26 protein-coding genes and 1 pseudogene are annotated in these 26,544 nt (G+C 60.8%); 16 read left to right on the top strand and 11 right to left on the bottom strand.

Features of this window, described 5'->3' with window-relative positions; translation table 11 throughout:
• Nucleotides 1-2: 2 nt before the first annotated feature.
• The 3 genes from J3P85_RS28770 (at nt 3) to gltS (ending at nt 2,850) form a co-directional block, all read left to right on the top strand.
• Entirely contained in the window at nt 3-371 is a 369-nt protein-coding gene (locus J3P85_RS28770) for a DUF4870 domain-containing protein (protein ID WP_186706896.1), read from the top strand.
• A 290-nt stretch (nt 372-661) separates the two neighbouring features.
• Nucleotides 662-1,192, top strand: a complete 531-nt coding sequence (locus tag J3P85_RS28765; protein ID WP_434704297.1) for a GlcG/HbpS family heme-binding protein — start codon at nt 662-664, stop codon at nt 1,190-1,192.
• A 449-nt stretch (nt 1,193-1,641) separates the two neighbouring features.
• Entirely contained in the window at nt 1,642-2,850 is a 1,209-nt protein-coding gene (gene gltS, locus J3P85_RS28760; RefSeq protein WP_434704296.1) for a sodium/glutamate symporter, read from the top strand.
• A 94-nt stretch (nt 2,851-2,944) separates the two neighbouring features.
• On the opposite strand, the gene J3P85_RS28755 is transcribed toward gltS, so the two are convergent.
• Complete coding sequence (locus tag J3P85_RS28755; protein ID WP_013694557.1) at nt 2,945-3,724, bottom strand: exodeoxyribonuclease III; 780 nt, start codon at nt 3,722-3,724, stop codon at nt 2,945-2,947.
• A gap of 83 nt (nt 3,725-3,807) precedes the next feature.
• Between J3P85_RS28755 and pyrE the strand changes: the two genes are divergently transcribed.
• Entirely contained in the window at nt 3,808-4,452 is a 645-nt protein-coding gene (gene pyrE, locus J3P85_RS28750) for an orotate phosphoribosyltransferase (RefSeq protein ID WP_434704295.1), read from the top strand.
• A 174-nt stretch (nt 4,453-4,626) separates the two neighbouring features.
• On the opposite strand, the gene argB is transcribed toward pyrE, so the two are convergent.
• The 4 genes and pseudogenes from argB to coaBC all read right to left on the bottom strand — a co-directional run bounded on the left by argB (nt 4,627) and on the right by coaBC (nt 8,884).
• Nucleotides 4,627-5,532, bottom strand: coding sequence for an acetylglutamate kinase (argB, locus tag J3P85_RS28745; protein ID WP_003206871.1), 906 nt, complete (start codon nt 5,530-5,532; stop codon nt 4,627-4,629).
• Nucleotides 5,533-5,559: 27 nt separating this feature from the next.
• A pseudogene (locus J3P85_RS28740) lies at nt 5,560-6,963 on the bottom strand (phosphomannomutase/phosphoglucomutase); the annotation flags it as partial.
• Nucleotides 6,964-7,215: 252 nt separating this feature from the next.
• Complete coding sequence (gene dut / locus J3P85_RS28735) at nt 7,216-7,671, bottom strand: dUTP diphosphatase (protein WP_186706889.1); 456 nt, start codon at nt 7,669-7,671, stop codon at nt 7,216-7,218.
• 4 nt (nt 7,672-7,675) lie between these two features.
• Entirely contained in the window at nt 7,676-8,884 is a 1,209-nt protein-coding gene (gene coaBC, locus J3P85_RS28730) for a bifunctional phosphopantothenoylcysteine decarboxylase/phosphopantothenate--cysteine ligase CoaBC (protein WP_003206865.1), read from the bottom strand.
• Nucleotides 8,885-9,029: 145 nt separating this feature from the next.
• Here coaBC and radC point away from each other — a divergent pair, with 145 nt between their 5' ends.
• Nucleotides 9,030-9,704, top strand: a complete 675-nt coding sequence (gene radC / locus J3P85_RS28725) for a RadC family protein (protein ID WP_250964558.1) — start codon at nt 9,030-9,032, stop codon at nt 9,702-9,704.
• Between the two features lie 151 nt (nt 9,705-9,855).
• On the opposite strand, the gene J3P85_RS28720 is transcribed toward radC, so the two are convergent.
• The gene (locus tag J3P85_RS28720) at nt 9,856-11,442 is read right to left on the bottom strand and encodes an ABC transporter substrate-binding protein (RefSeq protein ID WP_434704294.1); all 1,587 of its coding nucleotides are present in this window, start codon (nt 11,440-11,442) and stop codon (nt 9,856-9,858) included.
• Nucleotides 11,443-11,878: 436 nt separating this feature from the next.
• Between J3P85_RS28720 and rpmB the strand changes: the two genes are divergently transcribed.
• The gene (rpmB, locus tag J3P85_RS28715; RefSeq protein ID WP_003177273.1) at nt 11,879-12,112 is read left to right on the top strand and encodes a 50S ribosomal protein L28; all 234 of its coding nucleotides are present in this window, start codon (nt 11,879-11,881) and stop codon (nt 12,110-12,112) included.
• Between the two features lie 11 nt (nt 12,113-12,123).
• Nucleotides 12,124-12,279 carry a 50S ribosomal protein L33 gene (gene rpmG / locus J3P85_RS28710; protein WP_003177274.1) on the top strand — a complete coding sequence of 52 codons (156 nt, stop codon included), beginning with the start codon at nt 12,124-12,126 and terminating at the stop codon, nt 12,277-12,279.
• Nucleotides 12,280-12,451: 172 nt separating this feature from the next.
• On the opposite strand, the gene J3P85_RS28705 is transcribed toward rpmG, so the two are convergent.
• A complete protein-coding gene (locus J3P85_RS28705) occupies nt 12,452-12,814 on the bottom strand; it encodes a cupin domain-containing protein (protein ID WP_434704293.1) in 363 nt (120 codons plus the stop codon).
• A 245-nt stretch (nt 12,815-13,059) separates the two neighbouring features.
• On the opposite strand from J3P85_RS28705, the gene J3P85_RS28700 reads away from it, so the two are divergent.
• Both J3P85_RS28700 and J3P85_RS28695 read left to right on the top strand, forming a co-directional pair.
• The gene (locus J3P85_RS28700; RefSeq protein WP_003206859.1) at nt 13,060-14,553 is read left to right on the top strand and encodes an aldehyde dehydrogenase; all 1,494 of its coding nucleotides are present in this window, start codon (nt 13,060-13,062) and stop codon (nt 14,551-14,553) included.
• 326 nt (nt 14,554-14,879) lie between these two features.
• Nucleotides 14,880-16,022 carry an MFS transporter gene (locus tag J3P85_RS28695; RefSeq protein WP_434704292.1) on the top strand — a complete coding sequence of 381 codons (1,143 nt, stop codon included), beginning with the start codon at nt 14,880-14,882 and terminating at the stop codon, nt 16,020-16,022.
• A gap of 187 nt (nt 16,023-16,209) precedes the next feature.
• Here the strand turns inward: J3P85_RS28695 and J3P85_RS28690 are convergent, their stop codons facing one another.
• Nucleotides 16,210-17,775 carry a phospholipase D family protein gene (locus tag J3P85_RS28690; RefSeq protein WP_434704291.1) on the bottom strand — a complete coding sequence of 522 codons (1,566 nt, stop codon included), beginning with the start codon at nt 17,773-17,775 and terminating at the stop codon, nt 16,210-16,212.
• A gap of 61 nt (nt 17,776-17,836) precedes the next feature.
• Complete coding sequence (locus J3P85_RS28685) at nt 17,837-19,270, bottom strand: PLP-dependent aminotransferase family protein (protein WP_434704290.1); 1,434 nt, start codon at nt 19,268-19,270, stop codon at nt 17,837-17,839.
• 179 nt (nt 19,271-19,449) lie between these two features.
• Between J3P85_RS28685 and J3P85_RS28680 the strand changes: the two genes are divergently transcribed.
• On the top strand, nt 19,450-19,695 hold the full coding sequence (locus J3P85_RS28680) for a DUF1127 domain-containing protein (protein WP_411385949.1): 246 nt from the start codon (nt 19,450-19,452) through the stop codon (nt 19,693-19,695).
• Nucleotides 19,696-19,812: 117 nt separating this feature from the next.
• Here the strand turns inward: J3P85_RS28680 and J3P85_RS28675 are convergent, their stop codons facing one another.
• Nucleotides 19,813-21,126: an NAD(P)/FAD-dependent oxidoreductase gene (locus J3P85_RS28675; protein WP_434704289.1), complete on the bottom strand. Its 1,314-nt coding sequence runs from the start codon at nt 21,124-21,126 to the stop codon at nt 19,813-19,815.
• A gap of 145 nt (nt 21,127-21,271) precedes the next feature.
• Here J3P85_RS28675 and J3P85_RS28670 point away from each other — a divergent pair, with 145 nt between their 5' ends.
• Complete coding sequence (locus tag J3P85_RS28670; RefSeq protein WP_003206850.1) at nt 21,272-21,625, top strand: YkgJ family cysteine cluster protein; 354 nt, start codon at nt 21,272-21,274, stop codon at nt 21,623-21,625.
• Between the two features lie 152 nt (nt 21,626-21,777).
• Here the strand turns inward: J3P85_RS28670 and J3P85_RS28665 are convergent, their stop codons facing one another.
• On the bottom strand, nt 21,778-22,266 hold the full coding sequence (locus J3P85_RS28665) for an Lrp/AsnC ligand binding domain-containing protein (RefSeq protein WP_003206849.1): 489 nt from the start codon (nt 22,264-22,266) through the stop codon (nt 21,778-21,780).
• A 155-nt stretch (nt 22,267-22,421) separates the two neighbouring features.
• Between J3P85_RS28665 and dadA the strand changes: the two genes are divergently transcribed.
• From dadA to J3P85_RS28640, 5 genes are all read left to right on the top strand, one after another.
• Nucleotides 22,422-23,726: a D-amino acid dehydrogenase gene (dadA, locus tag J3P85_RS28660; RefSeq protein ID WP_434704288.1), complete on the top strand. Its 1,305-nt coding sequence runs from the start codon at nt 22,422-22,424 to the stop codon at nt 23,724-23,726.
• Nucleotides 23,698-24,051, top strand: a complete 354-nt coding sequence (locus J3P85_RS28655; RefSeq protein WP_434704287.1) for a RidA family protein — start codon at nt 23,698-23,700, stop codon at nt 24,049-24,051. Before dadA ends, J3P85_RS28655 begins: the two co-directional genes overlap by 29 nt.
• Nucleotides 24,052-24,148: 97 nt before the next feature.
• Nucleotides 24,149-25,222 carry an alanine racemase gene (gene alr / locus J3P85_RS28650; protein ID WP_434704286.1) on the top strand — a complete coding sequence of 358 codons (1,074 nt, stop codon included), beginning with the start codon at nt 24,149-24,151 and terminating at the stop codon, nt 25,220-25,222.
• Nucleotides 25,223-25,350: 128 nt separating this feature from the next.
• Entirely contained in the window at nt 25,351-25,899 is a 549-nt protein-coding gene (locus J3P85_RS28645; RefSeq protein WP_003206841.1) for a cupin domain-containing protein, read from the top strand.
• A gap of 183 nt (nt 25,900-26,082) precedes the next feature.
• Nucleotides 26,083-26,493: a c-type cytochrome gene (locus J3P85_RS28640; RefSeq protein WP_186706911.1), complete on the top strand. Its 411-nt coding sequence runs from the start codon at nt 26,083-26,085 to the stop codon at nt 26,491-26,493.
• The last annotated feature ends 51 nt before the right edge of the window (nt 26,494-26,544 follow it).

Genomic DNA, 26,544 nt, shown 5'->3' with positions numbered 1-26,544 from the left:
TCATGAGTGATGAGCAAGTCCTGTTGCCCCAGCCGAGCAAAGAAGTGCGGCAATGGGCGATGTTTTGTCACCTTTCTGCACTAGTGGGAATTTTCATTCCGTTCGGTTCGCTGATCGGGCCGCTGGTCATCTGGCAAATCAAGCGTGAATCCGACCCGTTCATCGATGCCCAGGGCAAGGAAGCGCTGAACTTCCAGATCACTGTGGCGATCGCCGCGGCGATTAGCCTGCTGCTGATGATCGTGGTAATCGGCTTCTTCCTGTTCGGGCTCGTGGCCATCGGTGCGCTGGTGTTGACGATCATTGGTGGTGTGAAGGCCAATGAAGGGCAGCCGTATCGGTATCCGTTTACCTGGCGGTTGGTTAAATAACGCCCGGGTGAGTATTCGGCGGCAGCTTCCTCGTGGAGTGCCGCCGATTGCTTTGTTACTGCCTATGTTCGCGAATTGCGACCCTGGGCCCCTCTGAAGTTCGACGATCTATAAGTAAAGCGGCGCAGTACGGTGTCGGCATGAAGGTCATGTCGTCGCGGCTGGCGTGCGCGTGGTTACATCCTGTCCCATAAGTGGGTGGGCTTGGCCGTTATTTTTGATCCAGTATGGTTTTTCCATCGGGGTGACTGGATGCACCTCGTGATGTTCTAACCACAATAGGATTTGTCATGAAACTTCTAACATTTACCCTGGCTGTAGCGAGTACCTTTGCCGCCTTGTCTGTTCACGCGCAAGTACCGCCCCTTGAGCCTCTGTCGACCCAGGCCGTGAGCACGCAAGCCGTTATTTCACAAAAAAACCTTTCCTACGTGCACGCCATGCAGCTGGCGCAGACCGCCGTTGCCGTCTGTGCCCAAAACAACCAATCGGTCGCCGCCACGGTGGTGGATCGCTCGGGAATAGTACTGGCGAGCCTGCGCTCCAATGGCGCCGGCCCGACTTCCTATGCTGGCAGTGAGCGCAAGGCTTATACCGCCGTATCCTTCAAGACCCCAACAGGCACGCTCATGGAGCGCTCGGTGAATGTCCCGAACCTGTCCAATATTCCCGGAACCCTGGCGTTGACTGGGGGCGTACCTATTAAGGTGGGTAACGATGTCATCGGCGCTATCGGCGTAGGTGGTGCACCCAACGGAAGAATCGATGAGCAATGCGCTGACTATGCGATCAATGAAATCAGGCCGTTACTCGGATCCTGAATGATCGAGCGTGTTGAAGAGCTCGATGGTTCGAAGGCTGACCCAGCTTGAATCGTTGTCCTCAAGAAGCCGATAGTAATGTCGGCTTCTTGGTTTGTGTTTCTGATAATGACGCCACTCATTGTCCGGTGTTGAGTGTGCTTGGATACATAAATTTTTCTCCCTTGTATGGGGTCCGGCGACGTACGGAATTATCCTACGCTGCATTACGTCTTTTACATTTTTAGTCACAACTGCAAGATTTCAGCACGACTTATCTCCTTGGCAGTCGGGCTATTCGGTTGATAAAGTTGTCCCAAGTTATATTCCTTCAGAAATATTTCGATATATTCAGACCATTGACGGTCGTTGAATTAAAAGCCAGCCAGTGTTGAGTCAATCAACCTGTTCAAGAGGCGTGTCCAGGTAAAAAGTTCGCCCCTGAATATATATCCAAAGAATAAACATTCATGCTTCAGCTCGATTTCTATGGAACCCTTGTCGCCGCTTCGTTAGTGCTTTTGTTGGGGCGCGGACTTGTTAAGCGTGTCGGTTTTCTGCGTGCCTACAATATCCCTGAACCTGTTGCGGGCGGGTTGGTAGTCGCCCTGGTTCTTTTGGCTCTGCGTGGGCTTGAAGTTGAAGTTCGATTTGATACTTCATTGCAAACGCCGTTGATGCTGGCGTTTTTTGCCACGATCGGCCTGAGTGCGGATTTCGCCAGCCTGAAAAGGGGTGGGCGCGTGGTGGGAATTTTCCTGCTTGCGGTGGTCGGTCTGCTGATGGTTCAGAATGCCATGGGTGTCGGGCTCGCAAAAGCGCTGGGGCTCGATCCGTTGATGGGGTTGCTGACAGGCTCGATCAGCTTGGCGGGCGGTCACGGTACAGGTGCGGCTTGGGGGGCGGTGTTCAGTGAAAAATACGGTCTGGCTTCCGCCTCCGAGCTAGCAATGGCTTCTGCGACGTTTGGCTTGGTGTTGGGTGGCTTGATCGGTGGGCCGGTTGCGCGGTTGCTCATCAAGCGTGTCCAATCACCCGGCGGCCTTGAGCCAGAAAAAACCCGGATGCCCAAGGGCTTCGAGCAGCCAAACAAAGAGCGCTCGATAACGGCGTTTTCGTTTATCGAAACGCTCGCTCTGATCGCGGTCAGCCTGTTGGCCGGCACGCTCTTGAATGGGCAGCTCCACGGCACTGCGTTCGAATTGCCGACGTTCGTTTGCGTCTTGTTCGTGGGAGTGGTCCTGCGCAACGGGCTTTCGGCACTTGGCTTGTATCAAGTATTCGAGCGAGAAGTATCCGTGCTTGGCAACGTCAGCTTGTCGTTGTTCCTGGCGATCGCCTTGATGTCACTCAAATTGTGGGACCTGGCCTCATTGGCCTTGCCGATCTTCATCATCCTGGCGGCGCAGACATTGGTCATGGCACTGTTTGCGATTTTCGTGACGTTCAGGATCATGGGCAGTCACTACGATGCCGCGGTATTGGCGGCGGGACATTGCGGTTTTGGGCTGGGCGCCACGCCGACGGCCATCGCCAACATGCAAGCTGTGACGCAGCGCTACGGACCTTCGCAAATAGCGTTTCTGGTGGTGCCGATGGTGGGGGCGTTCTTCATCGATATCATCAACGTCATCGTCATCAAGTTGTACCTGGCCCTGCCGTTTTTCGCCGTGACTTGATGTTCTGGGCGGTAGCGTGCTCCATGAAAAATGCCCGTATCTTGCGATACGGGCATTTTTTGTTCGGTCTACCGGAGGGCTATGGCCGATACGCTTAGATGGTCAGCGTCCAATCGTAATCCACGATCAGCGGCGCATGCTGCGAGAACCGTGGCTGGCGCGGCAGGCGGGCGCTGCGTACGAAGCGGCGCAACCCGGGCGTCAGCAGCTGGTAGTCGAAACGCCAGCCGAGGTTGAGCATCTCGGCCTGCTCGTTGTCTGGCCACCAGCTGTATTGGTCGCCTTCGCGGCTGACTTCACGCAGGGCGTCGACATAACCCATGTTGCCAATGATCTCGTCCATCCAGGCCCGTTCCGGCGCCAGGAAACCAGGAGATTGCTGGCTGTCGCGCCAGTTCTTGATATCCAGCTTCTGTTGCGCCACGTACAGCGAGCCACAATAAATGTACTCGCGACGTTTGCGCCGCTGTTTATCAAGGTAACGGGCGAAGTCGTCCATCAACTTGAATTTCTGATTCAAATCTTCATCGCCGTTCTGCCCCGAAGGGAGCAGCAAGGTCGCGATGCTGACCTTGTCGAAATCGGCTTGCAGGTAGCGCCCGTAGCGGTCCGCCGTCTCGAAACCGAGACCGTTGATGACAGCCTTCGGTTGCAGCCGCGAGTACAAAGCCACGCCACCCTGGGCGGGGACTTCGGCATCGCAGGCATAAAGGAAGTAACCATCCAGTTGGAAGGCTGCATCGTCCAGTTCAAAGGCGGAGGCGCGGGTGTCCTGCAGGCAGATGACGTCGGCATTCTGTGCTTGCAGCCAACTGAGCAAACCACGCTCGACTGCAGCCTGAATACCATTGACGTTCACACTGATGATCCGCATAAATGGCCCCAAAAATCACGTGCGTGTATGATACACGCCGTGTACCTATTTAGCTAAATCCGCGGTATTTGAGGCTTTTTTTCATGCAGGCGTATCAGCGCGATTTCATTCGCTTTGCCATCGATCGCGGCGTTTTGCGCTTCGGTGAATTCACCCTCAAGTCCGGGCGCACCAGCCCGTACTTCTTCAATGCGGGCCTGTTCAACAGCGGAACCGCCCTGGCACAGTTGGGCCGGTTCTATGCCGCAGCCATCGTCGAGAGCGGCATCCCGTTCGACGTATTGTTTGGCCCGGCCTACAAAGGCATCCCGCTGGCTGCCACCACCGCTGTGGCCTTGGCCGAACACCACGACCGCGACCTGCCCTGGTGCTTCAACCGCAAGGAAGCCAAGGCCCACGGCGAAGGCGGCAGCCTGGTCGGCGCGCCGCTGACCGGCGAGGTATTGATCATCGACGACGTGATCACCGCAGGCACCGCCATTCGCGAAGTGATGCAGATCATCGGTTCCCAGGAAGGCGCCAAGGCCGCTGGTGTGCTGATCGCCCTGAACCGCCAGGAGCGCGGCAACGGCGAGCTGTCGGCGATCCAGGAAGTGGAGCGCGATTTCGGCATTCCGGTGATCAGCATTGTGTCGCTGAACCAGGTGCTGGAATTTTTGGCCGATGATCCGCAGCTCAAGCAGCATTTGCCAGCAGTTGAGGCTTATCGGGCGCAGTTCGGCGTCTAAGAGACCTGCGCAATCCCCCTGTGGGAGCGAGCTTGCTCGCGATAGCGGTGTGTCAGCGGGCGTTGATGCTGAATGATGGATTGCCATCGCGAGCAAGCTCGCTCCCACAGGGAGCAAAGCAAAAAAAGACCCCGCTCAACCAGGTTGAGCGGGGTCTTTTTTTGCAGGTATCGCTTAAGGACGCTTGCGATTGCTGATCAACGTACCCACGCCGGTATCGGTGAAGATCTCCAGCAGGATCGCATTGGGCACCCGGCCGTCGATGATCAGCGAGCTGCCGACGCCGCCCTGTACCGCTTCCAGCGCGCAACGAATCTTCGGCAGCATGCCGCCGTAGATGGTGCCGTCGGCGATGAGGTCATCGACCTGCTGGGTCGACAGTCCGGTCAGGACCTTGCCCGACTTGTCCATCAGGCCGGCGATGTTGGTCAGCAGCATCAGCTTTTCAGCTTTCAGTGCCTCGGCAACCTTGCCTGCCACCAAATCGGCGTTGATGTTGTACGACTCACCGTTGGCGCCCACGCCGATGGGCGCGATGACCGGGATGAAGTCGCCCTTGACCAGCAGGTTCAGCAGGTCGGTGTTGATGCCGACTACTTCGCCCACGTGACCGATGTCGATGATTTCCGGCTGGGTCATCTCCGGGGTCTGGCGGGTGACGGTGAGTTTCTTCGCCCGGATCAGTTCGGCGTCCTTGCCCGTCAGACCGATGGCGCTGCCGCCATGGCGGTTGATCAGGTTGACGATGTCCTTGTTGACCTGGCCGCCAAGGACCATCTCCACCACATCCATGGTCTGTGCATCGGTCACGCGCATGCCGTCGATGAAGTGACTCTCGATCGACAGGCGCTTGAGCAGGTCACCGATCTGCGGGCCACCACCGTGGACCACCACCGGGTTGATGCCCACGGCCTTCATCAGCACGATGTCGCGGGCGAAGCCGGTCTTGAGCTCCTCGCTTTCCATCGCGTTGCCGCCGTATTTGATCACCAGGGTCTTGCCGACGTAGCGTCGGATATAAGGCAACGCTTCGGACAGGACCTTGGCGGTGTTGGCGGCGGCTTCGCGTTCGAGGGTCATTCAGGGCTCCGGTAGTGCTTCAAAAAATCAAAACGGTAGTTGGAGATCAGGTGCAACACGTTTGAGTTGGGCGTGGAACACGTCCTTGATGCGCTGCAGTTCCGCCTCGTTGTCGGCTTCGAAACGCAGCACCAGCACCGGCGTGGTGTTGGAGGCGCGGACCAGGCCCCAGCCTTGTGGGTAGTCGACCCGCACACCGTCGATGGTGGTCAGTTCGGCGCCTTCGCCCCACTGGGCGTCGTGCAGTGCATCAATGATGCTGAATTTGCTCTCTTCGGTCACATGGATATTGATTTCTGGCGTAGAAATATCGTTCGGGAAGGTCGCGAACAGTTCTTCGGCCGTGGATTTTTCCTTGCTGAGGATCTCCAGCAGGCGCGCGGCGCTGTAGATGCCGTCGTCGAAACCGAACCAGCGTTCCTTGAAGAAGATGTGGCCGCTCATTTCGCCGGCCAGCAGGGCGCCGCTCTGTTTCATTTTCTTCTTGATCAACGAGTGACCGGTTTTCCACATGAGCGGGCGACCGCCATATTCCTTGATCAGCGGCACCAGGCGACGTGTGCATTTCACGTCGAAAATGATCTCGGCATCGGGGTTGCGCGCCACCACGTCCTTGGCAAACAGCATCAGCAGGCGGTCCGGGAACACCACGCTGCCGGTATTGGTCACTACGCCCACGCGGTCGCCGTCGCCGTCGAAGGCCAGACCCAGGTCGGCATTGGTTTCCTTGACCTTGGCGATCAGGTCTTGCAGGTTTTCCAGCTTGCCCGGGTCCGGGTGGTGATTAGGGAAATTGCCGTCGACTTCGCAGAACAGCGGGATAACTTCGCAGTTCAGGGCTTCGATCAGTTGCGGGGCGATCACGCCGGCCGCGCCGTTGCCGCAATCGACCACTACTTTCAGGCGGCGGGCGAGCTTCACGTCCTTGACGATCTCGTCGTTGTAGCGCGGGAGAATGTCGACCTTGGTCACGCTGCCCTGGCCGCTGCTCAGGTCATTGGTCTTGAGACGGGTGTGCAGGGCCTGGATCTGCTCGTTGGCGAGGGTGTCGCCGGCGATGACGATCTTGAAGCCGTTGTAGTTCGACGGGTTGTGGCTACCGGTGAGCATCACCCCGGATTTACCGGCCAGCACGTTGGCGGCGTAATACAGCGCGGGCGTCGGCACCAGGCCTACGTCGCTGACGTGGCAGCCGCTGTCGGCAACGCCTTTGATCAATTGCTCAACCAGCTCGGGGCCCGACAAGCGGCCGTCACGGCCGACGCACACGTTCGGTTCGCCCTGGGCCAGGCTCTGGGAGCCAATGGCGCGGCCGATCCAGTAGGCGGTTTCGGCGGTGAGGGTTTCCGGTACCACGCCACGGATGTCGTAGGCGCGGAAAATGCTTTCAGGGAAGATCGGGGCGATTGCGGCTGGGGTGTTCATGGGCGGGGCGCTCTATCAGGAAAGTGACTGGACAGGCCGACACTGGGTGTCGGCAGGCTCAAGCTGAAGGGTATGACGGCGTTTTTGACAGAGAGTTCGTGGTGGGAAAGTGCCATGAGACAGCGGTACCCCGGCCTCGCTCGCCTAATACATTGATTCCGGATGGGAAACCTAGCAGAAAGCCATTGCGCATTTTTTGTCCTGAAACAGAAGCTTCATGAACGGGCCGGGCAGGACGCCGGGCCCGCAATCGAGCGGTCAATGGCTGCCGGAATGTCCGAAACCACCGGCGCCGCGCTGGCTCTCGTCGAATTCGTCGACCAGTTCGAAGTGGGCCTGGACCACCGGCACCAGCACCAACTGTGCGATGCGCTCGCCCACGGCAATATTGAAGGCCGTTTGGCCGCGGTTCCAGCACGACACCATCAGTTCGCCCTGGTAGTCGGAATCGATCAGGCCCACCAGGTTGCCCAGCACGATGCCGTGTTTGTGGCCCAGGCCCGAGCGCGGCAGGATCAGCGCGGCCAGGCCCGGGTCGCCGATGTACACCGACAGGCCGGTAGGAATCAGCAGGGTCTGGCCTGGCTCCAGGATCGTGTCCTGCTTGAGCATCGCCCGCAGGTCGAGGCCGGCGGAGCCGGGTGTGGCGTATTGCGGCAGCGGGAATTCGCTGCCGATGCGTGGGTCGAGGATCTTGGCTTGTAGAGCGTGCATGACATTAAACCTGGTTCAGACGTTCGGCGATGAAAGTGATCAGCTGGCGGGCAATCTTGCTCTTGCTGGTCTGGGCGAAAAGTGTGGCGTGCAACTGGCGGTCGATCACGCTGCAGGCGTTTTCTTCGCTGTTGAAGCCGATGCTCGGGTTGGCCACATCGTTGGCGACGATCAAGTCGAGGTTCTTGTCCTTGAGCTTGCGGGCGGCGTAATCGAGCAGGTGCTCGGTCTCGGCGGCGAAGCCGACACTGAAGGGTCGGTCGGGGCGGGTGGCGATGCTGGCCAGGATGTCTGGGTTGCGCACCATTTGCAGGAGCAGGCCGTCGCCGCTTGTAGGGTCTTTCTTCAATTTTTGCGGGGCAACGACTTCGGGACGGTAGTCCGCTACCGCAGCCGAGGCGATGAACAGGTCGCAGGGGATGGCCGCTTCGCAGGCCGCGAGCATGTCCCGGGCGCTGACCACGTCGATGCGCGTGACTCGGTCCGGGGTCGGCAGGTGCACCGGACCTGTGATCAGCGTCACCCGGGCGCCGGCTTCGACGGCGGCTTCGGCCAGGGCGAAGCCCATTTTTCCGGAGCTGTGGTTGGTGATGTAGCGCACCGGGTCGATGTTTTCCTGGGTCGGCCCGGCGGTGATCAGCACATGCTTGCCGGTCAGGGCCTGGCGCTGGAAGCAATCGGCGGCGCACTGGGCCAGGTCGGTAGCCTCGAGCATGCGCCCCATGCCGACGTCGCCGCAGGCTTGGCTGCCGGAGGCTGGGCCGAAGACTTTCAGGGCGCGGCTTTCCAGCAGTTGCAGGTTGGCCTGGGTGGCCGGGTCGCGCCACATGGCCTGGTTCATGGCGGGTGCGACGGCGACCACGGCGTCGGTGGCGAGCACCAGGGTGGTCAGCAGGTCGTCGGCGATGCCTTGGGCCAAGCGGGCGATCAGGTCGGCCGTGGCCGGGGCGATCAGCACCAGGTCGGCCCACTTGGCCAGTTCGATATGGCCCATGGCGGCTTCGGCCGCCGGGTCGAGCAAATCCAGGTGGACCGGGTGGCCGGACAGGGCTTGCATGGTCAGCGGGGTGATGAACTCGCTGCCGCCACGGGTCATGACGACCCGCACTTCCGCGCCCTGGTCGATGAGTCGGCGAACCAGCTCGGCGCTCTTGTAGGCGGCAATGCCGCCGCCGACGCCCAGAACGATGCGTTTCCGATACAGCCGCTGCATAGGCCTGCCTTTCGATTTCAGTGGTCAGTGCAAGGCGAACCCCTTGGCAGCAGCCTGCCAGGGTGCAAATCGCCTGCAAAAAAGATGGGCTACGATATCACAGCGACCGCTACGGAACAGCGGCGCCCACAATCAGGGAGATGCCATGAGTATTCGTGACTGGCCCGCGGCCGAGCGACCGCGGGAGAGGTTATTGGCGCTGGGGGCGGGGAGTCTTTCGGACGCCGAGCTGCTGGCGATTTTTTTACGCACCGGCGTGTCCGGCAAAAGCGCGGTGGATCTGGCGCGACAACTGTTGATTCAATTTGGCAGCCTGCGCGCGCTGCTTGAAGCCGATCAGATTACATTCAGCAATCATATGGGGCTCGGGCCGGCGAAGTTTGCCCAGTTGCAGGCGGCCCAGGAAATGAGTCGGCGGCATTTGGCTGAGCGGGCACGGGAAAAGACATCACTGGAAAGCCCATTCGCGGTGCGTGAATACCTCAAGTCCATGCTGCGCCACGAGCCCCACGAGGTGTTCGGTTGCCTGTTTCTCAATTCCAAGCACCAGGTGCTGACCTTCGAGGCGCTGTTTCGCGGTTCTATCGACAGCGCCAGCGTCCATCCCCGGCAGGTGGTCAAGCGCGCCCTGGCCCATAACGCCGCTGCGTTGATCCTGTGCCACAACCACCCCTCCGGCAACGCCGAGCCCAGCCAGGCCGACCGTGTGCTCACTGAGCGTCTCCAGGAGGCCCTGGAGTTGATCGATGTGCGGGTGCTCGACCATTTCATCGTTGGCGATGGCGAGCCGTTGTCGATGGCGGAGTGGGGGTGGATGTAGGCCGGGTCTGACGAAGCGAGGCCCTTTGTGGGAGCGAGCTTGCTCGCGATAGCGGTCGGTCAGCCAGCATTGATGTGTCTGATGCGCCGCTATCGCGAGCAAGCTCGCTCCCACAGGGACCATTGCAACTTCAAATGTCCGTGAGCTGGGGTTACTTGAGGCTGACCTTGGAGTAGTCCTGCCGCCCAAACGGGCTCACCCCATAACCCTGCACATCCTTGCGGGTAAGCGCGAAGGCAGTGGGATGGGCCAGGGGCAGCCACAGGGCCTGCTGCTGGATCTGGGCCTGGGCCTGTTCGTAGAGCTTGGCGCGCACGCCTTGTTCGCCGGTGGTCTTGCCGGCGCTGATCAGTTTGTCCAGATCCGGGTTGCAGTAGCGGGCGAAGTTGGTCCCGGACTTCACCGCCGCGCAGGAAAACTGCGGCGTGAGGAAGTTGTCCGGGTCGCCGTTGTCGCCGGCCCAGCCCATGAACAGCAGGTCATGCTCGCCGGCCTTGGCGCGGCGGATCAGTTCGCCCCATTCGATCACGCGGATTTCCGCCTGGATGCCGATTTCCGCCAGGTCCGATTGCAGCAACTGTGCGCCAAGGCTCGGGTTGGGATTGAGCAGGCTGCCGGAAGGGCGGGTCCAGATGGTGGTCTTGAAGCCTTCCTTCAAGCCGGCCTTGGCCAGCAAGTCGCGGGCCTTGGCCGGGTCGTGGGCGTAGCCCGGCAAGTGCTTGGCATAGCTCCAGGTGTTCGGTGGGTAAGGGCCGTTGGCGGCTTCGGCGGTGCCTTCGAAGACAGTCTTGAGGTAGCTGGCCTTGTCGAAGGCCAGGTTGATGGCTTGTCGCACCTCAGGCTTGTCCAGGGGCGGATGCTGGCTGTTGATCGCCAGGAACGCGGTCATGAAGGCCTCGGTCTGGGCCACGCTCAGGGTCGATTCCTGCCGGGCGGCCTGCACATCCAGCGGCTTGGGCGACAGGGCGATCTGGCATTCGTTGCGGCGCAGTTTCTGCAGGCGCACGTTGGCGTCCGGCGTGATGGCGAAGATCAACGGATCCACCTGGGGCTTGCCGCCAAAATAGGCGTCGTTGGCCTTATAGCGAATCGAGGCGTCCTTCTGGAACCGGCTGAAAATGAACGGGCCGGTGCCGACCGGCTGGTTGTTGAGTTTTTCCGGCGTGCCGGCCTGCATCAACTGGTCGGCGTATTCGGCCGAATAGATGGAGGCAAAACCCATGCTCAACGTCGCCAGGAAGGTCGAGTCGGCGTGATCGAGGGTAAAGCGCACGGTCAGCGGATCCAGGGCGTCGATTTTCTTGATCAGCGCCGGCAACTGCATGGACTGGGCGTGGGGGAAGCCGCTTTGCGCGACCTTGTGCCACGGGTTCGCCGGATCGAGCATGCGTTCGAAGCTGAACTTCACGTCCTCGGCGGTCAGGTCGCGGCGCGGCGTGAAGTAATCGGTGCGGTGGAACTTGACCTGCGGCCGCAGCTTGAACACGTAGGTCAGGCCATCGGTGGAGACTTCCCAGCGCTCGGCCAGGCTGGGGACTACTTTGCCGCTGGCGGTGTCGAAATCCACCAGGCGGTTCATCAGCACGTCGGCGGAGGCATTGGTGGTGGTCAGAGAGTTGTACTGGACGACATCGAACCCTTCCGGGCTGGCTTCGGTGCAGACGCTCAGGGCGGCGGCGAAGGCCTGCGGGGTGATCAGCAGAGGGGCGAGCAACAACGGTAGGGCAGCGAGGCGCATGGTCGGTTTCCTGTGCAAGTCGAAGGCCCATCTGCGAGTGCAGTCTGGAAAAGGCCTACCCTAGTGGGCTCGCTGCCAAATGACTATCCCCTTTTTGCATTTTCCGGCACCCTGCGGCGACGTTTGAGTGGCCCGAACCTGTCGCAAGTGAAAAAAACCTGCGCGCAGCGACGAGCGGTAAGGGGCCGTGCCAGCCTCTGTCCCCGCCGTCCGGGGCGGTTGGCCGATGATTCTCCAAGAAGACAAATCACATCGGCTGTTGTTGCACTGTGGTCTTTCTGGTATAAAGCAGCGCTCTTTTCTAGGGGCCCGGTTCCTTCACTGTAGGTGTAGCCGGTAAGACCCTTAAAGAAACGCGGCGCCTGGCGCCAAATGACTGAGAGATTAAGCGGCCAACCCATGCCGGGTTGGGCATGTGGTTTTAGAGGGCTGAGGCATGTCGAGAGTCTGTCAAGTTACCGGTAAGGGTCCGGTGACTGGGAATAACATTTCCCACGCAAACAACAAAACCCGTCGTCGTTTCCTGCCGAACCTGCAGCATCACCGCTTCTGGGTTGAAGAAGAGAAACGTTTTGTGCGTCTGCGCGTATCTGCCAAGGGCATGCGCATCATCGACAAGCGTGGCATCAGTGTCGTGCTGGCCGAACTTCGTCGCGATGGCAAGGTTTAAGGGAGCTAATCATGCGTGAATTGATTCGTTTGATCTCGAGCGCCGGTACTGGTCACTTCTACACTACCGACAAGAACAAGCGTACTACCCCGGACAAAATCGAGATCAAGAAATATGATCCGGTTGTTCGCAAGCACGTGATCTACAAGGAAGGCAAAATCAAGTAATTGATTTTTCCCTCTTACGAAAAAGGCCCGTATCGCGAGATACGGGCCTTTTTTGTTGCCTGTCGGGACCTCATCGCGAGCAAGCTCGCTCCCACACTGGACCTTATGACGCCCCAGATCCCTGTGGAAGCGAGCTTGCTCGCGATGAGGCCAGATCCAGCGACACAAATCTTCAAGCCTTCTGTTCAAACACCACATAGATCTTGCGGCACGGCTCCAGCACTTCCCAAGTGCCCTTGAACCCGGCCGGAATCACGAAGCGGTCGCCGGCCCGCAGGGTCTTGGCGTTGCCGTCGTTGTCCCGCAGCACGGAAACGCCCTGGACGATCTCGCAGTATTCATGCTCGGTGTAGTTGACCGTCCACTGGCCAACGGCGCCTTCCCACACGCCAGCGTTCATTTGCCCACAGGGGCTGCTGTAGTGGTTGAACACGGCTTGTTCGGGATCGCCCTTGAACACCTTGGCCGGGTCCGGGCGATAACGTTCGGCGGTGGTATTGGCCTGGCTGAAGTCGACGATGTCCTGAATGCTCATGCGGGTGATCCCCAGTGATCGCTTGGAAAGGCCTCGAGTCTATGTTTATTAAAACGAACATCGCAAGGCCGTTTGCCACCGTTGTGTCAAATATATTGAAACATGACCAGCCGCTGGTTTAGGGTGGCGGGTGCCCCGTACCAATTGCAGCGCCGAACAGCGCCGAAAGCAGGCTGGCCGGGCGGAATTCTTTTGAGCGCTGCGCATTGCGCGGCGTTCGTACTCAATAAGAGGAGGACACACGCATGACCACCCTGACTCGTGCCGATTGGGAACAACGCGCCCGCGACCTGAAAATCGAAGGCCGCGCCTTCATCAACGGTGAGTACACCGATGCGGTGTCCGGCGAAACCTTCGATTGCCTCAGCCCGGTCGATGGCCGCCTGCTGGGCAAGATCGCCAGTTGCGACGTGGCCGACGCCCAGCGTGCCGTCGAAAATGCCCGCGCCACCTTCAACTCCGGCGTCTGGTCGCGCCTGGCACCAAGCAAGCGCAAAACCACCATGATTCGTTTCGCCGGCCTGCTCAAGCAGCATGCCGAAGAACTGGCCCTGCTTGAAACCCTCGACATGGGCAAGCCGATCAGCGACTCGCTGAACATCGACGTGCCCGGCGCGGCCCAAGCGTTGAGCTGGAGCGGTGAAGCCATCGACAAGCTCTACGACGAAGTGGCCGCCACGCCGCACGATCAACTGGGCCTGGTGACCCGTGAGCCGGTGGGTGTCGTGGGCGCGATCGTGCCGTGGAACTTCCCGCTGATGATGGCCTGCTGGAAGCTCGGCCCGGCGTTGTCCACCGGTAACTCAGTGGTGCTCAAGCCGTCGGAAAAGTCCCCGCTGACCGCCATCCGCATCGCCGCGCTGGCGATCGAGGCCGGCATCCCGAAAGGCGTGCTGAACGTCCTGCCAGGCTACGGCCACACCGTTGGCAAGGCGCTGGCCCTGCATATGGACGTCGATACGCTGGTGTTCACCGGCTCGACCAAGATCGCCAAGCAACTGATGATCTATTCCGGTGAATCCAACATGAAGCGCATCTGGCTGGAAGCCGGCGGCAAGAGCCCTAACATTGTCTTCGCCGATGCTCCGGACCTGCAGGCCGCGGCCGAGTCCGCTGCCAGCGCCATCGCCTTCAACCAGGGCGAAGTCTGCACCGCCGGCTCGCGGCTGTTGGTGGAGCGTTCCATCAAGGACACGTTCCTGCCGCTGGTGATCGAAGCCCTCAAGGGCTGGAAACCGGGCAACCCCCTGGACCCGGCGACCAACGTCGGCGCCCTGGTGGATACCCAGCAGATGAACACGGTGCTGTCCTACATCGAGGCCGGTCACAGCGACGGCGCCAAACTGGTCGCCGGTGGCAAGCGCATCCTTGAAGAAACCGGCGGCACTTATGTCGAGCCGACGATTTTTGACGGCGTGAGCAATGCCATGAAGATCGCTCAGGAAGAGATTTTCGGCCCGGTGTTGTCGGTCATCGCCTTCGACACCGCCGAGCAGGCCATTGAAATCGCCAACGACACACCGTATGGCCTGGCTGCAGCGGTATGGACCAAGGACATCTCCAAGGCTCACCTGACCGCCAAGGCCCTGCGCGCCGGCAGCGTATGGGTCAACCAGTACGACGGCGGCGACATGACTGCACCGTTCGGTGGCTTCAAGCAGTCGGGCAACGGTCGCGACAAGTCGCTGCATGCGTTCGACAAATACACCGAGCTGAAGTCGACCTGGATCAAGCTCTGACACGGGCGGCCCCGGATCCTGTCCGGGGCTCCATGCAGCGCTGATTCCTTTGTGGGAGCGGGCTTGCTCGTGAAAGCGGTTTAAACATTCAACGGCTAAGTTGACTGATTCTCCGCCTTCGCGAGCAAGCTCGCTCCCACGCTGACTCTGCATCGGACACAAGATGTGGTGCTCACATCAGATCCCCTGTGGGAGCGAGCTTGCTCGCGATAGCGGCCCGACAGTCGACGACTTTGTTGAATGTTAAACCGCTTTCGCGAGCAAGCTCGCTCCCACAGTGTTTTGAGTGATGGCTGAATTCGACAATCCTCCACAGGAGCGTGGAAATGCGTTGGGCAACCTATTTCGCCGTGTTGGCGTCTGTCCTGAGCGTCGGCCTGGCCCTGGGCGTGAGCATGCCGCTGGTATCGCTGCGCCTGGAGGGTTGGGGTTATGGCTCGTTCGCCATTGGTGTGATGGCTGCGATGCCGGCCGTGGGGGTGTTGCTCGGGGCCAAGGTGTCGAGCCGTCTGGCGGCGCGGTTCGGCACGGCGGCGTTGATGCGCCTGTGCCTATGGGGCGGGGCAGTGTCCATCGGGCTCCTGGCGCTGCTGCCCAGTTATACAGTCTGGTTGCTGTTGCGCCTGATGATCGGCGTGGTCCTGACCTTGGTGTTCATCCTGGGTGAAAGCTGGATCAACCAATTGGTCATTGAAAAATGGCGTGGGCGGCTGGTGGCGCTGTACGGCAGCAGCTACGCCCTGAGCCAGTTGTCCGGCCCGCTGCTGTTGGGCGCGCTGGGGACCGATCATGACTACGGGTTCTGGGTGGGCGTCGGTCTGCTGGTGGTCGCACCTTTGTTGTTGCTGGGCCGCAGCGGTGCGCCCAGCAGTGAGGCCGGCAACGTCACGTTCAGTGATTTATGGACGTTCTGCCGCGGCTTGCCAGCGATTGCCTGGGCGGTCTCGTTGTTCGCTGCGTTCGAGGCGATGATTCTCACGTTGCTGCCGGTGTATTGCCTGCGCCAGGGTTTTACGGCTGACATCGCGCTGGCGATGGTCAGCACCGTGGTGGTCGGTGACGCCTTGCTGCAATTGCCCATCGGCGCCTTGGCCGACCGCGTGTCTCGCCGGGCTCTGTTGACGGGGTGTGCGGTGGCATTGATGTTATCGAGCCTGGCGGTTCCGCTGCTGATCGATACCCTGCTGATCTGGCCGTTGTGGGTGCTGTTCGGCGCCAGCGCGGGCGGTTTGTTCACGTTGTCGCTGATCCTGATCGGCGAGCGTTACCGCGACGATGCGCTGGTGCGGGCCAACGCCCATGTCGCGCAACTGTGGGGGCTCGGTTGCCTGGTCGGCCCGCTGGTGGCGGGGGCGGGCAGCCAATGGATCAGCGGCCATGCGCTGCCTTTGTTCATGGCGGCGGGGGCGTTCGGGCTGGTGATCCTGCTGTTTCGCCAAGGGGCGTTTGGGAGCACGCAGGCTGCCTGAACATCCCGAAACCCTGTAGCAAGGGGGCTTTTGTGGCGAGGGAGCTTGCTCCCGCTCGGTTGCGCAGCAACCGCAAAGCCGGGACTGCTTCGCAGTCCAGCGGGAGCAAGCTCCCTCGCCACAAAAGCGGTCTGCCACAAGGCAGGCTGTCCACAAAAGGTCTGCCACAAAAGCGACCTGTCCGCCTCTAAAGCATCCGCTCCAGTCCGATCGTCGTGCTGAACCAGGCATTGAACCGGCGCCACCAACTGCCCGGTTCGCGGGCCAGGTCGTGGGTCTGGCCGTTGTCTTCGGTGGTCCACACAAGCGTTCCATCTTCCAGCCTCGCCTGGTAGCTCAAGGCCGGCGCCATGCCTTGCAAGGCCAGCTCACGGACTTGTCCGGCGAGTTCAGGGCTGTCCACCAGCACGCCGACTTCGGTGTTCCACAGCACCGAACGCGGGTCGAAATTGAACGAGCCAATGAAGGATTTCTGCTGGTCGAAGATGATCGCCTTGCTGTGCAGGCTGGAGTCCGATTCGCCGTAGGACTTGCTGTAGAACAAGTGAGCGCTGCCGCCGGTGTCGCCCGGTTGCCGTCGCAACTCGAACAGGCGCACGCCATGTTGCAGCAGGGCCTTGCGGTACGGCGCGTAGCCGCCGTGCACGGCGGGCACGTCGGTGGCTTCCAGGGAATTGGTCAGCAGGCTCACCGACACACCGGCGTCGGCGCGACTGGTCAGGTACACCAAGCCTGGCTGGCCGGGGACGAAGTAGGCGGAAATCATGATCAGTTCTTTGCTGACGCCCGTCAGTTCGGGGGCCAGTTGAGTGGTCAGCAATAGCTGCGGGTCCGGTTCACCCTTGGCCAGCACTTTACTGGGCGCGTCCCACAGCGCCTGGTTCCAGGCCCAGATCAACTGGTCGCGCCACGTATCCAGGCGCGGTTGGGTCTTGTAGGCAGTCAATTGCTGGTAAAGCGCGTGGTTTTCCTTGTGGGTCTGCTCCAGCGACTCTTGCAGGCGCAGCCGACTGTTGGCCAGGTCCTTGGGCGTGGGGCGATGGGACAGGAACTGTTCGATGGGTTTGCTCAGGGCGCTGTTCCAGTACTGGTCGAAACTGTGCCCCAATTGTTCGGCCACCGGACCGACGCCGAGCAGGTCGATGTCGGTGAAGTTCAGGTTGGGTTCGGCGTCGAAATACTCATCGCCCAGGTTGCGGCCGCCGACGATGGCCATGCTGTTGTCGGCCAGCCACAGCTTGTTGTGCATCCGCCGGTGTTGCAGCGACAGGTTGAACAGGCGCCCGAGGCCACGGGTCACGCCGGTAGCGCGTCCGAGGTGCAGCGGATTGAACAGGCGGATCTGGATCTGTGGGTGAGCGGCAAGGGTCGCGATGATCTGGTCGAGGCCATCGCTGGTGGTGTCGTCCAGCAGGATTCGCACGCGCACGCCGCGGTCGGCGGCCTTGAGCAATTCATCCACCAGCATTCGCGTACTGATGCCGTCGTGGACGATGTAGTACTGCAAGTCCAGGCTGCCTTGGGCGTTGCGAATCAGCTCGGCCCGGGCGGTAAAGGCCTCGGTGCTGTCCGATAGCAGCCGAAAGCCCGAGCGTCCTTCGTGGGGCGCGGCCTGGGCCTGGACCGAGCGGCCGAACGAGGATTCAGTGGCGGGCAAGGCCTGGGAGGGCTCACGGGTGACATCAAGACCGGCGCAGCCGCTCAGCAGTGAGGCGACTAACAGCAACGCAGGCAGGATCGGTCTGGATCTCACGTAGGATCGTTCCGCTTGTTGGTAGTGATCGGCTGTTGGGTGCTGCTTCCCTGGTTAACGTTCAGACGACATCGTGCTGGGTTTCGTTCAACAGTGCGATGGCGGCCGCTCCGACCTTGCGCACAGCCTCTTCGATCTGGGCTGTTGGCTTGGCAGCGTAGTTCATCCGCAGGCAGTTGCGGTACTTGCCCGATGCCGAAAAGATGCTGCCGACAGCGACCTGCACGCCTTGGTCCAGCAGGACCCGATTGAGCTTCAGCGTATCGAAGCCGTCGGGCAGTTCCACCCACAGCATGAAACTGCCCCGCGGGCGGCTGGCACGGGTACCCGCTGGAAAATAGCGGCTGACCCAGTCAATCATCACGTCGCGATTGCGCTGGTATTGCGTGCGCATCCGCCGTAAATGGGGTTCGAAATGCCCGCCCTTGAGAAACTCGGCAATGGCGATCTGCGGCTGTGGCGCGGTAGAGCCGGTGCTGATGTATTTCATGTGCAGCACCCGCTCCAGATACCGGCCTGGTGCGACCCAACCAATGCGCAGGCCAGGCGCCAGGGTCTTGGAAAACGAACTGCAGAGTAAGACGCGGCCGTCTTCATCGAATGACTTGATGGTGCGTGGGCGAGGGTAGGTGTAGGCCAATTCCCCATACACGTCATCTTCAATGATCGCCACGTCGAAGCGTTGCGCCAGGTTCAGCAGCGCGCGTTTATTGGCGTCGGGCATGATGTAGCCCAGTGGGTTGTTGCAGCTGGGAGTCAACTGTATGGCCTTGATGGGCCATTGCTCCAGGGCCAGTTCCAGCGCATCCAGGCTGATGCCGGTAAGCGGGTCGGTGGGGATTTCCAGGGCTTTCATGCCCAGGCCCTTGAGGGTTTGCATGGCCCCGTGAAAGCTGGGTGAGTCCACCGCGACGATATCGCCTTGTTCGCAGGTGGCGCGGATGCTGACCGACAGGGCTTCGTGACAGCCGGTGGTGACGATCAGGTCATTGGGGCCCAATTGGCAGCCGGAGTCCAGCGACAGCCGGGCGATCTGCTCGCGCAATGCGAGGTTGCCGTAGATGTTGTCGTAATACAGGCCCGGCATGTCTTGTCGGCGGCTGATCTGCGCCAGGCTGCGTAGCAGCGGTTTCATGGTCGGCGAATGGATATCGGGCATGCCTCGGCCCAGTTGCACCACGTCCGGGCGCGGCACGGCGCGTATCAGTTCCAGCACCTGGTCCCATTGGGAAATGTCCACGGGGCGCTGGGCCGGGCGGCCAATCACCGGCAGGTCCGGCAGTTCACGGCTCACGGGTACGAAATAACCTGACTTGGGTCTCGGCATCGCCAGCCCGCTGTCCTCCAGCACGCGATAGGCCTGCTGCACCGTACTCAAGCTGACCCCATGCTCCGTGCTCAATGCCCGTACAGAAGGCAGCCGGTCGCCAGGACGGTAGAAGCCCTGTTCGATGCGGGTGCCGAGCAGTTCGGCGAGGTTCACGTAGAGGGTCATGGTGCGCTCCCGATGAGATGAGCAACTGCAACCGATACAGTTGGGTTGGAAAATGACGATTCAGTACCGTAAATACCAAATCTGTATGCTTATAAAAGAATTAGGTTGAATCTGTATTGCTTTTGGCCGTCCGCGCATCATGAAACCTCTGGCTACCCAAGTAAACAGGAGCGATCGAAATGAACGGCTTGAGCGATGTGCGGCTGACGTTACACAGTCAGGAACTGGCGGCAGGGCAAGAGAAAGGGCTGCGCAGCGCAACATTGCGCAATGCACCGTCCGGCCTGGGTCGCTGGGGCCTGTTCTGGCATCGTCTGCATACACGCAAGGCCTTGTTGGAACTTACACCCGAACAGTTGCGTGACGTCGGGCTGAGCCGAGAGCAGGCGCGGGAGGAGGGGCTGAAGCCGTTCTGGCGGCTTTGACGTGATCAAGAACCTGTGGCGAGGGAGCTTGCTCCCGCTCGGTTGCGCAGCGACCGCAAAATCGTAGGGTCGCTGCGCAACCCCGCGGGAGCAAGCTTCCTCGCCACGGTTGTTGGGTTAGACCAACTCTTTCAACCGATGCCACAACATCCCCAACGCCAACAACGGTGAGCGCAAATGCTTGCCACCCGGGAAAGTCATGTGCGGGACTTGGGCGAACAGGTCGAAACCGCTGCTCTGCTGCCCGCTAATGGCTTCGGCCAACAATTTGCCAGCCAGGTGCGTGGCATTCACGCCGTGGCCGGAATAGGCTTGGGCGTAATACACATTGGGTTGGTCCTTGAGCCGGCCGATCTGCGGCAAGCGGTTGGCACCGATGCCAATCATCCCGCCCCATTGATAGTCGATTTCCACGCCCGCCAACTGCGGGAACACCTTGAGCATCTTCGGACGCATGTAGGCGCCAATGTCCTGCGGGTCGCGGCCGGAATAGTGACAGGCCCCGCCGAACAACAAGCGACGATCGGCCGAAAGCCGGTAGTAATCCAATGCCACCCGTTGGTCGCAGACCGCCATGTTCTGCGGCAACAACGCCTGTGCCTGCGCCTGGCTCAAGGGTTCGGTGGCGATGATGTAGCTGCCGGCCGGCAACACTTTACCGCCGAGTTGCGAGTTGAGTCCGTTGAGGTAGGCGTTGCAGCCCAGAACCAGCGTCTTGGCGTGGACCGAGCCCTGTTGGGTGTGCACTTTCACTTCAGGGCCGTAGTCGATACGCGTGACCGCCGATTGCTCGAACAGCCGGACCCCCAGTTGCTGCGCGGCGGCGGCTTCGCCCAAGGCCAGGTTAAGCGGATGCAGATGGCCCGAGCCCATGTCGATCAATCCGCCGACGTAGCGATCCGAGCCTACGACGCTGTGCATTTCGTCGGCTTGCAGCAGTCGGATCGGGTGGCGATAACCGAGGCTGCGCAGTTCTTCGGCGTCTTCGGCGAAGCCTTCCAGATCGCCGGGCTTGTTGGCGAGGTCGCAGTAGCCCCAGGTGAGGTCGCAAGGAATCTGGAAGCGCTCGACCCGCTGCCGAACGATTTCCACCGCCTCAAGGCCCATGAGCTTCATCTGGCGCACACCGTCGGTGCCGATGATGGGCGCGAACTGGTCGAGGCCATGGCCGACGCCGCGGATCAATTGGCCGCCGTTGCGCCCGCTGGCGCCCCAGCCGATCCGGTGCGCCTCCAGCAGCGCCACGCTCATGCCGCGTTCAGCCAGTTCGATCGCCGTGTTCAACCCGGAGAACCCGCCGCCGACGACGCAGACGTCCACCCGCAACTCCCCCTGCAACACCGGATGGTCCGGTTGCGGCAGGCTGCTGGCGGCGTAGTAAGAGGCGGCGTGCGCGTGGTTCGGGACAGGTTGCTGAACACGGGCGTTCATGTGCGTAATCCTGATTGTTCTGTTTGAGAAATTTTACGGAGCATAAGCCGGGGATTCCTCCCCGGGCAACACCGGTCGGTTGGCGCTGTCTGGTCCGCGGCTTTTAAGGCAGAATCCCGGACAGTCCTTCTCGGTAACCGTCTCGATGAGCTGCAACAGTCAAAAAATTCGTACGCTACGCCAGCAGATTCCCTCGTTCGAGTGCGTACCGGGCTGCCATGACTGCTGCGGTCCGGTCACCACCTCGCCCGAGGAAATGGCCCGCTTGCCTCGCAAGACCCGCGCCGAACAGGATGCGGCCATGGAAGCGCTCGACTGCGTGCACCTGGGGCCCAACGGTTGCACGGTCTACGACGAGCGTCCGCTGATCTGTCGGCTGTTCGGCACCACGGCGACCTTGCCGTGTCCCAATGGCCGGCGACCGGTGGAACTGATTCATCCGCGTGTGGAGAAGCAGATTCATGAGTACATGGCCAGTACCCGGCAGGTGTTGGTCTAGCAGGCAGGGATACCGAGTCGCGGCCTTCGCGAGCAGGCTCGCTCCCACAATGGAACTCTGTTGCCCACAAGAAGGTAATCACCACCGCACGATGTGGGAGCGAGCTTGCTCGCGAAAGCGGTCCTCCAGGCAACCATTGCCTGGAGCCAGGCTCAATCCGGAATCGGCAGGTTCAAGCTCTCCTTCACTTCTTCCATCACGATGTAGCTCTTGGATTCGCGCACGTGCGGCAACTTGAGCAGGATGTCCCCCAACAGTTTGCGGTACGACGCCATCTCGGAAATCCGTGCTTTCACCAGGTAGTCGAAATCCCCTGACACCAGGTGACATTCCAGCACGTGAGGCAATTTCAGCACGGCGCGTCGGAACTCTTCGAAGGTGTCGCCGGATTTGTAGTCGAGGCTGATTTCGACAAACACCAGCAGGCTGCCCTTCAAGTGCTGCGGGTTGAGCCGGGCGTTGTAGCCCATGATGATCCCTTCGCGCTCCAGGCGCCGTACCCGCTCGGTACAGGGCGTGGTGGAGAGGCCGACCTTTTCCCCCAGCTCGGTGAAGGAGATCCGTCCGTCCGCCTGGAGGATCCGCAGGATGTTGCGGTCGATCTTGTCCAGCTCGCGTTTGGTCTGGGTGTTGGTACGCACAGGTGATGCGCCTCCATGAAAAGGGGTTTTGCCGAGAATTCTCGCCAAATATAGGTGTTTATATAGTGAAAAGCACTGGCTGATCTTTTTTACACTGCGCCCATCAAAGCTATGTACAACAAACGTCAGCGGTTATCCGCGATGAGGGCATCAACATGCGCGTTCTGGTCTTGGGTAGCGGCGTCATCGGTACCGTCAGTGCTTATTACCTGGCTCGTGCCGGGTTTGAAGTGGTGGTGGTCGACCGTCAGCCAGCACCTGCCATGGAAACCAGTTTCGCCAATGCCGGCCAGGTGTCGCCGGGTTATGCCTCGCCGTGGGCCGCGCCGGGCGTACCGCTCAAGGCCATCAAATGGCTGCTGCAACGCCATGCGCCACTGGCGATCAAGGCCACTGCCGACGTTGATCAATACCTGTGGATGGCACAGATGCTGCGCAATTGCACCGCCAACCGCTACGCAATCAACAAGGAGCGCATGGTCCGCCTGTCGGAGTACAGCCGCGACTGCCTCGACGAGCTGCGCGCCGAAACCGGCATCGCCTACGAAGGCCGTAGCCTGGGGACTACGCAGTTGTTCCGCACCCAGGCCCAGCTCGATGGCGCGGCAAAAGATATCGCCGTGTTGAAAGAGTCCGGCGTGCCGTTCGAAGTGCTCGACCGCGAAGGCATCGCCCGGGTCGAGCCGGCCCTGGCCAATGTCACCGACATCCTGGCGGGTGCCTTGCGCTTGCCCAACGACCAGACCGGCGACTGCCAGATGTTTACCACGCGCCTGGCGGAAATGGCGGTGAAGCTGGGCGTGCAATTCCGCTTCGGCCAGGACATCCAGCGCCTGGACTTCGCGGGTGATCGCATCAACGGCGTGTGGATCGACGGCAAGCTGGAAACCGCCGACCGTTATGTGCTCGCCCTGGGCAGCTATTCGCCGCAACTGCTCAAGCCCCTCGGGATCCGTGCACCGGTGTATCCGCTCAAGGGTTACTCCCTGACCGTGCCGATCACCAACCCGGCCATGGCACCGACCTCGACCATTCTCGACGAAACCTACAAGGTCGCGATCACCCGCTTCGACAATCGCATTCGGGTAGGCGGCATGGCGGAAATCGCCGGTTTTGACCTGTCCCTCAACCCACGTCGGCGCGAAACCCTGGAGATGATCGTCAACGACCTTTATCCTCAGGGCGGCGACCTGGCCCAGGCCAGTTTCTGGACCGGCTTGCGTCCGACCACCCCGGACGGCACGCCAATCGTAGGCGCCACACCGTTCAAGAATCTGTTCCTGAACACAGGCCATGGCACCCTTGGATGGACCATGGCCTGTGGTTCCGGTCGCCTGTTGGCCGACCTGATGGCAAAGAAAAAGCCGCAGATCAGCGCCGAAGGCCTCGATATTTCCCGTTACGGCAGCAAACCCCAGGAGTCTGCAAAACATGTCAATCCAGCGCCAGCTCACCAATGACCGCATGAGCCAGGTTGTCGTGCACAACGGCACCGTTTACCTGGCCGGGCAGGTCGGCGACGACATGAACGCCGGTATTGAGCAGCAGACCCGCGAATGCCTGGCCAATATCGAACGCTTGCTGGACCTGTCCGGGACTGACAAGACGCGGCTGTTATCGGTGACGATCTACCTGAAGGACATCAAGGCCCATTTCGCAGGCATGAATGCCGTCTGGGACCAATGGTTGCCCAAAGGCGTCGCCCCGGCCCGTGCCACGGTTGAGGCCAAGCTGTGTGAACCGGAGATTCTGGTGGAGCTGTCCGTCGTGGCCGCGCTGCCTTAATCCCCGGCCGAAACGATCCCTCTTCCGGCGCTGCGGGCGGTTCATGCCGTCAGCCCGCGCCGGTTTTTTATTGATGACCGCCTAGAAGCCTGCCGCCATGCGTCCTGCCCGTGCCCTGATCGATCTCCAAGCCCTGCGTCACAACTACCAATTGGCCCGCGAAGTCACGGGGGCCAAAGCCCTTGCGGTGATCAAGGCCGATGCCTACGGGCACGGCGCGGTGCGTTGCGCCGAGGCGCTGCAGGACATGGCGGACGGGTTTGCCGTGGCCTGCATCGAAGAGGCCCTGGAATTGCGGGCCGGCGGGATTCGTGGGCCGATCCTGTTGTTGGAAGGGTTCTTCGAAGCCGATGAGTTGCCACTGATCGTCGAGCACGATTTCTGGTGCGTGGTGCATTCGTTGTGGCAGCTTGAAGCGATTGAAAAAGCCCCTCTGAGCCAGCCGATCACCGTCTGGCTCAAGCTCGATTCCGGCATGCACCGGGTCGGCCTGCATCCGACGGATTACCAAGCGGCCTACCGTCGCCTGCTCGCCAGCGGCAAAGTGGCGAAGATTGTGTTGATGAGCCACTTCGCCCGTGCCGATGAACTGCACGATCCCAGCAGTACCGAGCAGTTGGCGATCTTCGACAAAGCCCGCCAGGGCCTGGTGGCGCCGATCAGCCTGCGCAATTCACCGGCGGTGCTGGGCTGGCCGCAGATACCCAGCGACTGGGTGCGCCCGGGCATCATGCTCTACGGGGCCACGCCTTTTGATGAGCCCAACGCTGTCGCCTCGCGCTTGCAACCGGTGATGACCCTGGAGTCGAAGATCATCAGCGTGCGTGAATTGCCTGCCGGCGAGCCGGTGGGCTATGGCGCTCGCTTCGTGACCACGCAACCGACCCGGGTGGGCGTGGTCGCCATGGGTTATGCCGACGGCTACCCACGCCAGGCCCCCACCGGTACGCCGGTGCTGGTGGAGGGGCAGCGCAGCCAGTTGGTGGGCCGGGTGTCGATGGACATGCTGGCTGTCGACTTGACCCATGTCCCCCAGGCCGGGTTCGGCTCGACCGTGGAATTGTGGGGCAAGCACATCCTCGCCAGCGATGTCGCCAAGGCCGCTGACACGATTCCTTATCAGATTTTCTGCAACCTGCGGCGGGTGCCACGGCTCTATTCCGGGGCCTGACACGAAGCGCCGCCTACCGAAAGTCGCTTCACCGCACGGGATTCGGGTCAAAGTGTTGTAAATACTGAACGCTGTCGCCATGATAACGCTCACTTTCCACACAACCTGATTCCCTGGAGGCTCCAGCATTGGACGTCGGTGAACGACTGCAATCCATTCGTAAACTCAAAGGCCTTTCCCAGCGTGAACTCGCCAAGCGCGCGGGCGTCACCAACAGCACTATTTCGATGATCGAGAAGAACAGCGTCAGCCCCTCGATCAGCTCGCTGCGTAAGGTCCTTGGCGGGATTCCCATGTCCATGGTCGAATTTTTCTCCGAAGAGATCCTCCAGGAGAAACCGACCCAGATCGTCTACAAAGCCAACGAACTGATCGACATCTCCGACGGCGCCGTGACCATGAAACTGGTGGGCAGGGCACATCCGAGCCGGGCGATTGCCTTCCTCAATGAAATCTATCCACCGGGTGCCGATACCGGTGAAGAGATGCTCACCCACGAGGGCGAGGAAACCGGGATCCTGGTGGAAGGGCGGCTGGAATTGGTGGTCGGCGTCGAAACCTTCGTGCTCGAAGCCGGCGACAGCTATTATTTCGAAAGCACCAAGCCGCACCGTTTCCGTAATCCGTTTGACGTGCCGGCGCGACTGATCAGCGCAGCCACACCGGCCAATTTCTAGACCAAGAGGCGCCAGGCCCGCGTGGCCAAGGCGCCCGCTTGTTGGGCTGTCATGACAAACAAGACCCTTGCGACTTTGGGGTTGTTTCAGAGTGACAGGCTTACCGCTATACTTGCGCCCGCCTGCAAACCGTGGCCGCAGGCGTGACTAGCCACCATTGAGGGTGTACGCGTGAACCTAATTATGAAAATGCTGGCTGCACCAGCAACCGTATTGGCCCTATGGGCTGCGACCGCTCAAGCGGCGCCGAACGACGAAATCGCCAAGCGCCTTGAACCCGTCGGCCAGGTCTGCGTCCAGGGCAAGGAATGCAAGGGTATGGAAGTCGTGGCTTCGGCTGGCGGCGGGGCTGCCAAGACGCCGAAAGACGTGATCGCAAAACACTGCAACGCTTGCCACGGCACTGGCCTGCTGGGCGCGCCGAAAATCGGCGACAAGGCTGCCTGGAAAGAGCGCGCCGATCACCAGGGTGGTCTCGATGGCATCCTGGCCAAGGCAATTACTGGCGTGAACGCCATGCCGCCTAAAGGCACCTGCGCCGACTGCTCCGATGACGACCTCAAGGGCGCCATCAAAGAGATGTCTGGCCTGTAATACGCCAACATCTTTCACAAAAAAGCCGCTTACGAGCGGCTTTTTTGCGCC

It is taken from the genome of Pseudomonas sp. Z1-12, assembly GCF_051132015.1.
GTDB classification, from domain to species: domain Bacteria; phylum Pseudomonadota; class Gammaproteobacteria; order Pseudomonadales; family Pseudomonadaceae; genus Aquipseudomonas; species Aquipseudomonas zanjanensis.
This window is presented reverse-complemented; position numbering and strand designations above follow the sequence as displayed.

Excerpts from the sequence above, each read along its gene's own strand:
- pyrE (WP_434704295.1), top strand. The coding sequence starts at position 3,808 with ATGCAGGCGTATCAGCGCGATTTCATTCGCTTTGCCATCGATCGCGGC.
- rpmB (WP_003177273.1), top strand. The coding sequence starts at position 11,879 with ATGTCGAGAGTCTGTCAAGTTACCGGTAAGGGTCCGGTGACTGGGAAT.
- J3P85_RS28700 (WP_003206859.1), top strand. The coding sequence starts at position 13,060 with ATGACCACCCTGACTCGTGCCGATTGGGAACAACGCGCCCGCGACCTG.
- J3P85_RS28640 (WP_186706911.1), top strand. The coding sequence starts at position 26,083 with ATGAAAATGCTGGCTGCACCAGCAACCGTATTGGCCCTATGGGCTGCG.
- J3P85_RS28670 (WP_003206850.1), top strand. The coding sequence starts at position 21,272 with ATGAGCTGCAACAGTCAAAAAATTCGTACGCTACGCCAGCAGATTCCC.
- alr (WP_434704286.1), top strand. The coding sequence starts at position 24,149 with ATGCGTCCTGCCCGTGCCCTGATCGATCTCCAAGCCCTGCGTCACAAC.
- J3P85_RS28770 (WP_186706896.1), top strand. The coding sequence starts at position 3 with ATGAGTGATGAGCAAGTCCTGTTGCCCCAGCCGAGCAAAGAAGTGCGG.
- J3P85_RS28675 (WP_434704289.1), bottom strand. The coding sequence starts at position 21,126 with ATGAACGCCCGTGTTCAGCAACCTGTCCCGAACCACGCGCACGCCGCC.
- J3P85_RS28695 (WP_434704292.1), top strand. The coding sequence starts at position 14,880 with ATGCGTTGGGCAACCTATTTCGCCGTGTTGGCGTCTGTCCTGAGCGTC.
- coaBC (WP_003206865.1), bottom strand. The coding sequence starts at position 8,884 with ATGCAGCGGCTGTATCGGAAACGCATCGTTCTGGGCGTCGGCGGCGGC.
- rpmG (WP_003177274.1), top strand. The coding sequence starts at position 12,124 with ATGCGTGAATTGATTCGTTTGATCTCGAGCGCCGGTACTGGTCACTTC.
- J3P85_RS28720 (WP_434704294.1), bottom strand. The coding sequence starts at position 11,442 with ATGCGCCTCGCTGCCCTACCGTTGTTGCTCGCCCCTCTGCTGATCACC.
- dadA (WP_434704288.1), top strand. The coding sequence starts at position 22,422 with ATGCGCGTTCTGGTCTTGGGTAGCGGCGTCATCGGTACCGTCAGTGCT.
- J3P85_RS28655 (WP_434704287.1), top strand. The coding sequence starts at position 23,698 with ATGTCAATCCAGCGCCAGCTCACCAATGACCGCATGAGCCAGGTTGTC.
- gltS (WP_434704296.1), top strand. The coding sequence starts at position 1,642 with ATGCTTCAGCTCGATTTCTATGGAACCCTTGTCGCCGCTTCGTTAGTG.
- dut (WP_186706889.1), bottom strand. The coding sequence starts at position 7,671 with ATGCACGCTCTACAAGCCAAGATCCTCGACCCACGCATCGGCAGCGAA.
- J3P85_RS28680 (WP_411385949.1), top strand. The coding sequence starts at position 19,450 with ATGAACGGCTTGAGCGATGTGCGGCTGACGTTACACAGTCAGGAACTG.
- argB (WP_003206871.1), bottom strand. The coding sequence starts at position 5,532 with ATGACCCTCGAACGCGAAGCCGCCGCCAACACCGCCAAGGTCCTGTCC.
- radC (WP_250964558.1), top strand. The coding sequence starts at position 9,030 with ATGAGTATTCGTGACTGGCCCGCGGCCGAGCGACCGCGGGAGAGGTTA.
- J3P85_RS28765 (WP_434704297.1), top strand. The coding sequence starts at position 662 with ATGAAACTTCTAACATTTACCCTGGCTGTAGCGAGTACCTTTGCCGCC.
- J3P85_RS28755 (WP_013694557.1), bottom strand. The coding sequence starts at position 3,724 with ATGCGGATCATCAGTGTGAACGTCAATGGTATTCAGGCTGCAGTCGAG.
- J3P85_RS28685 (WP_434704290.1), bottom strand. The coding sequence starts at position 19,270 with ATGACCCTCTACGTGAACCTCGCCGAACTGCTCGGCACCCGCATCGAA.
- J3P85_RS28705 (WP_434704293.1), bottom strand. The coding sequence starts at position 12,814 with ATGAGCATTCAGGACATCGTCGACTTCAGCCAGGCCAATACCACCGCC.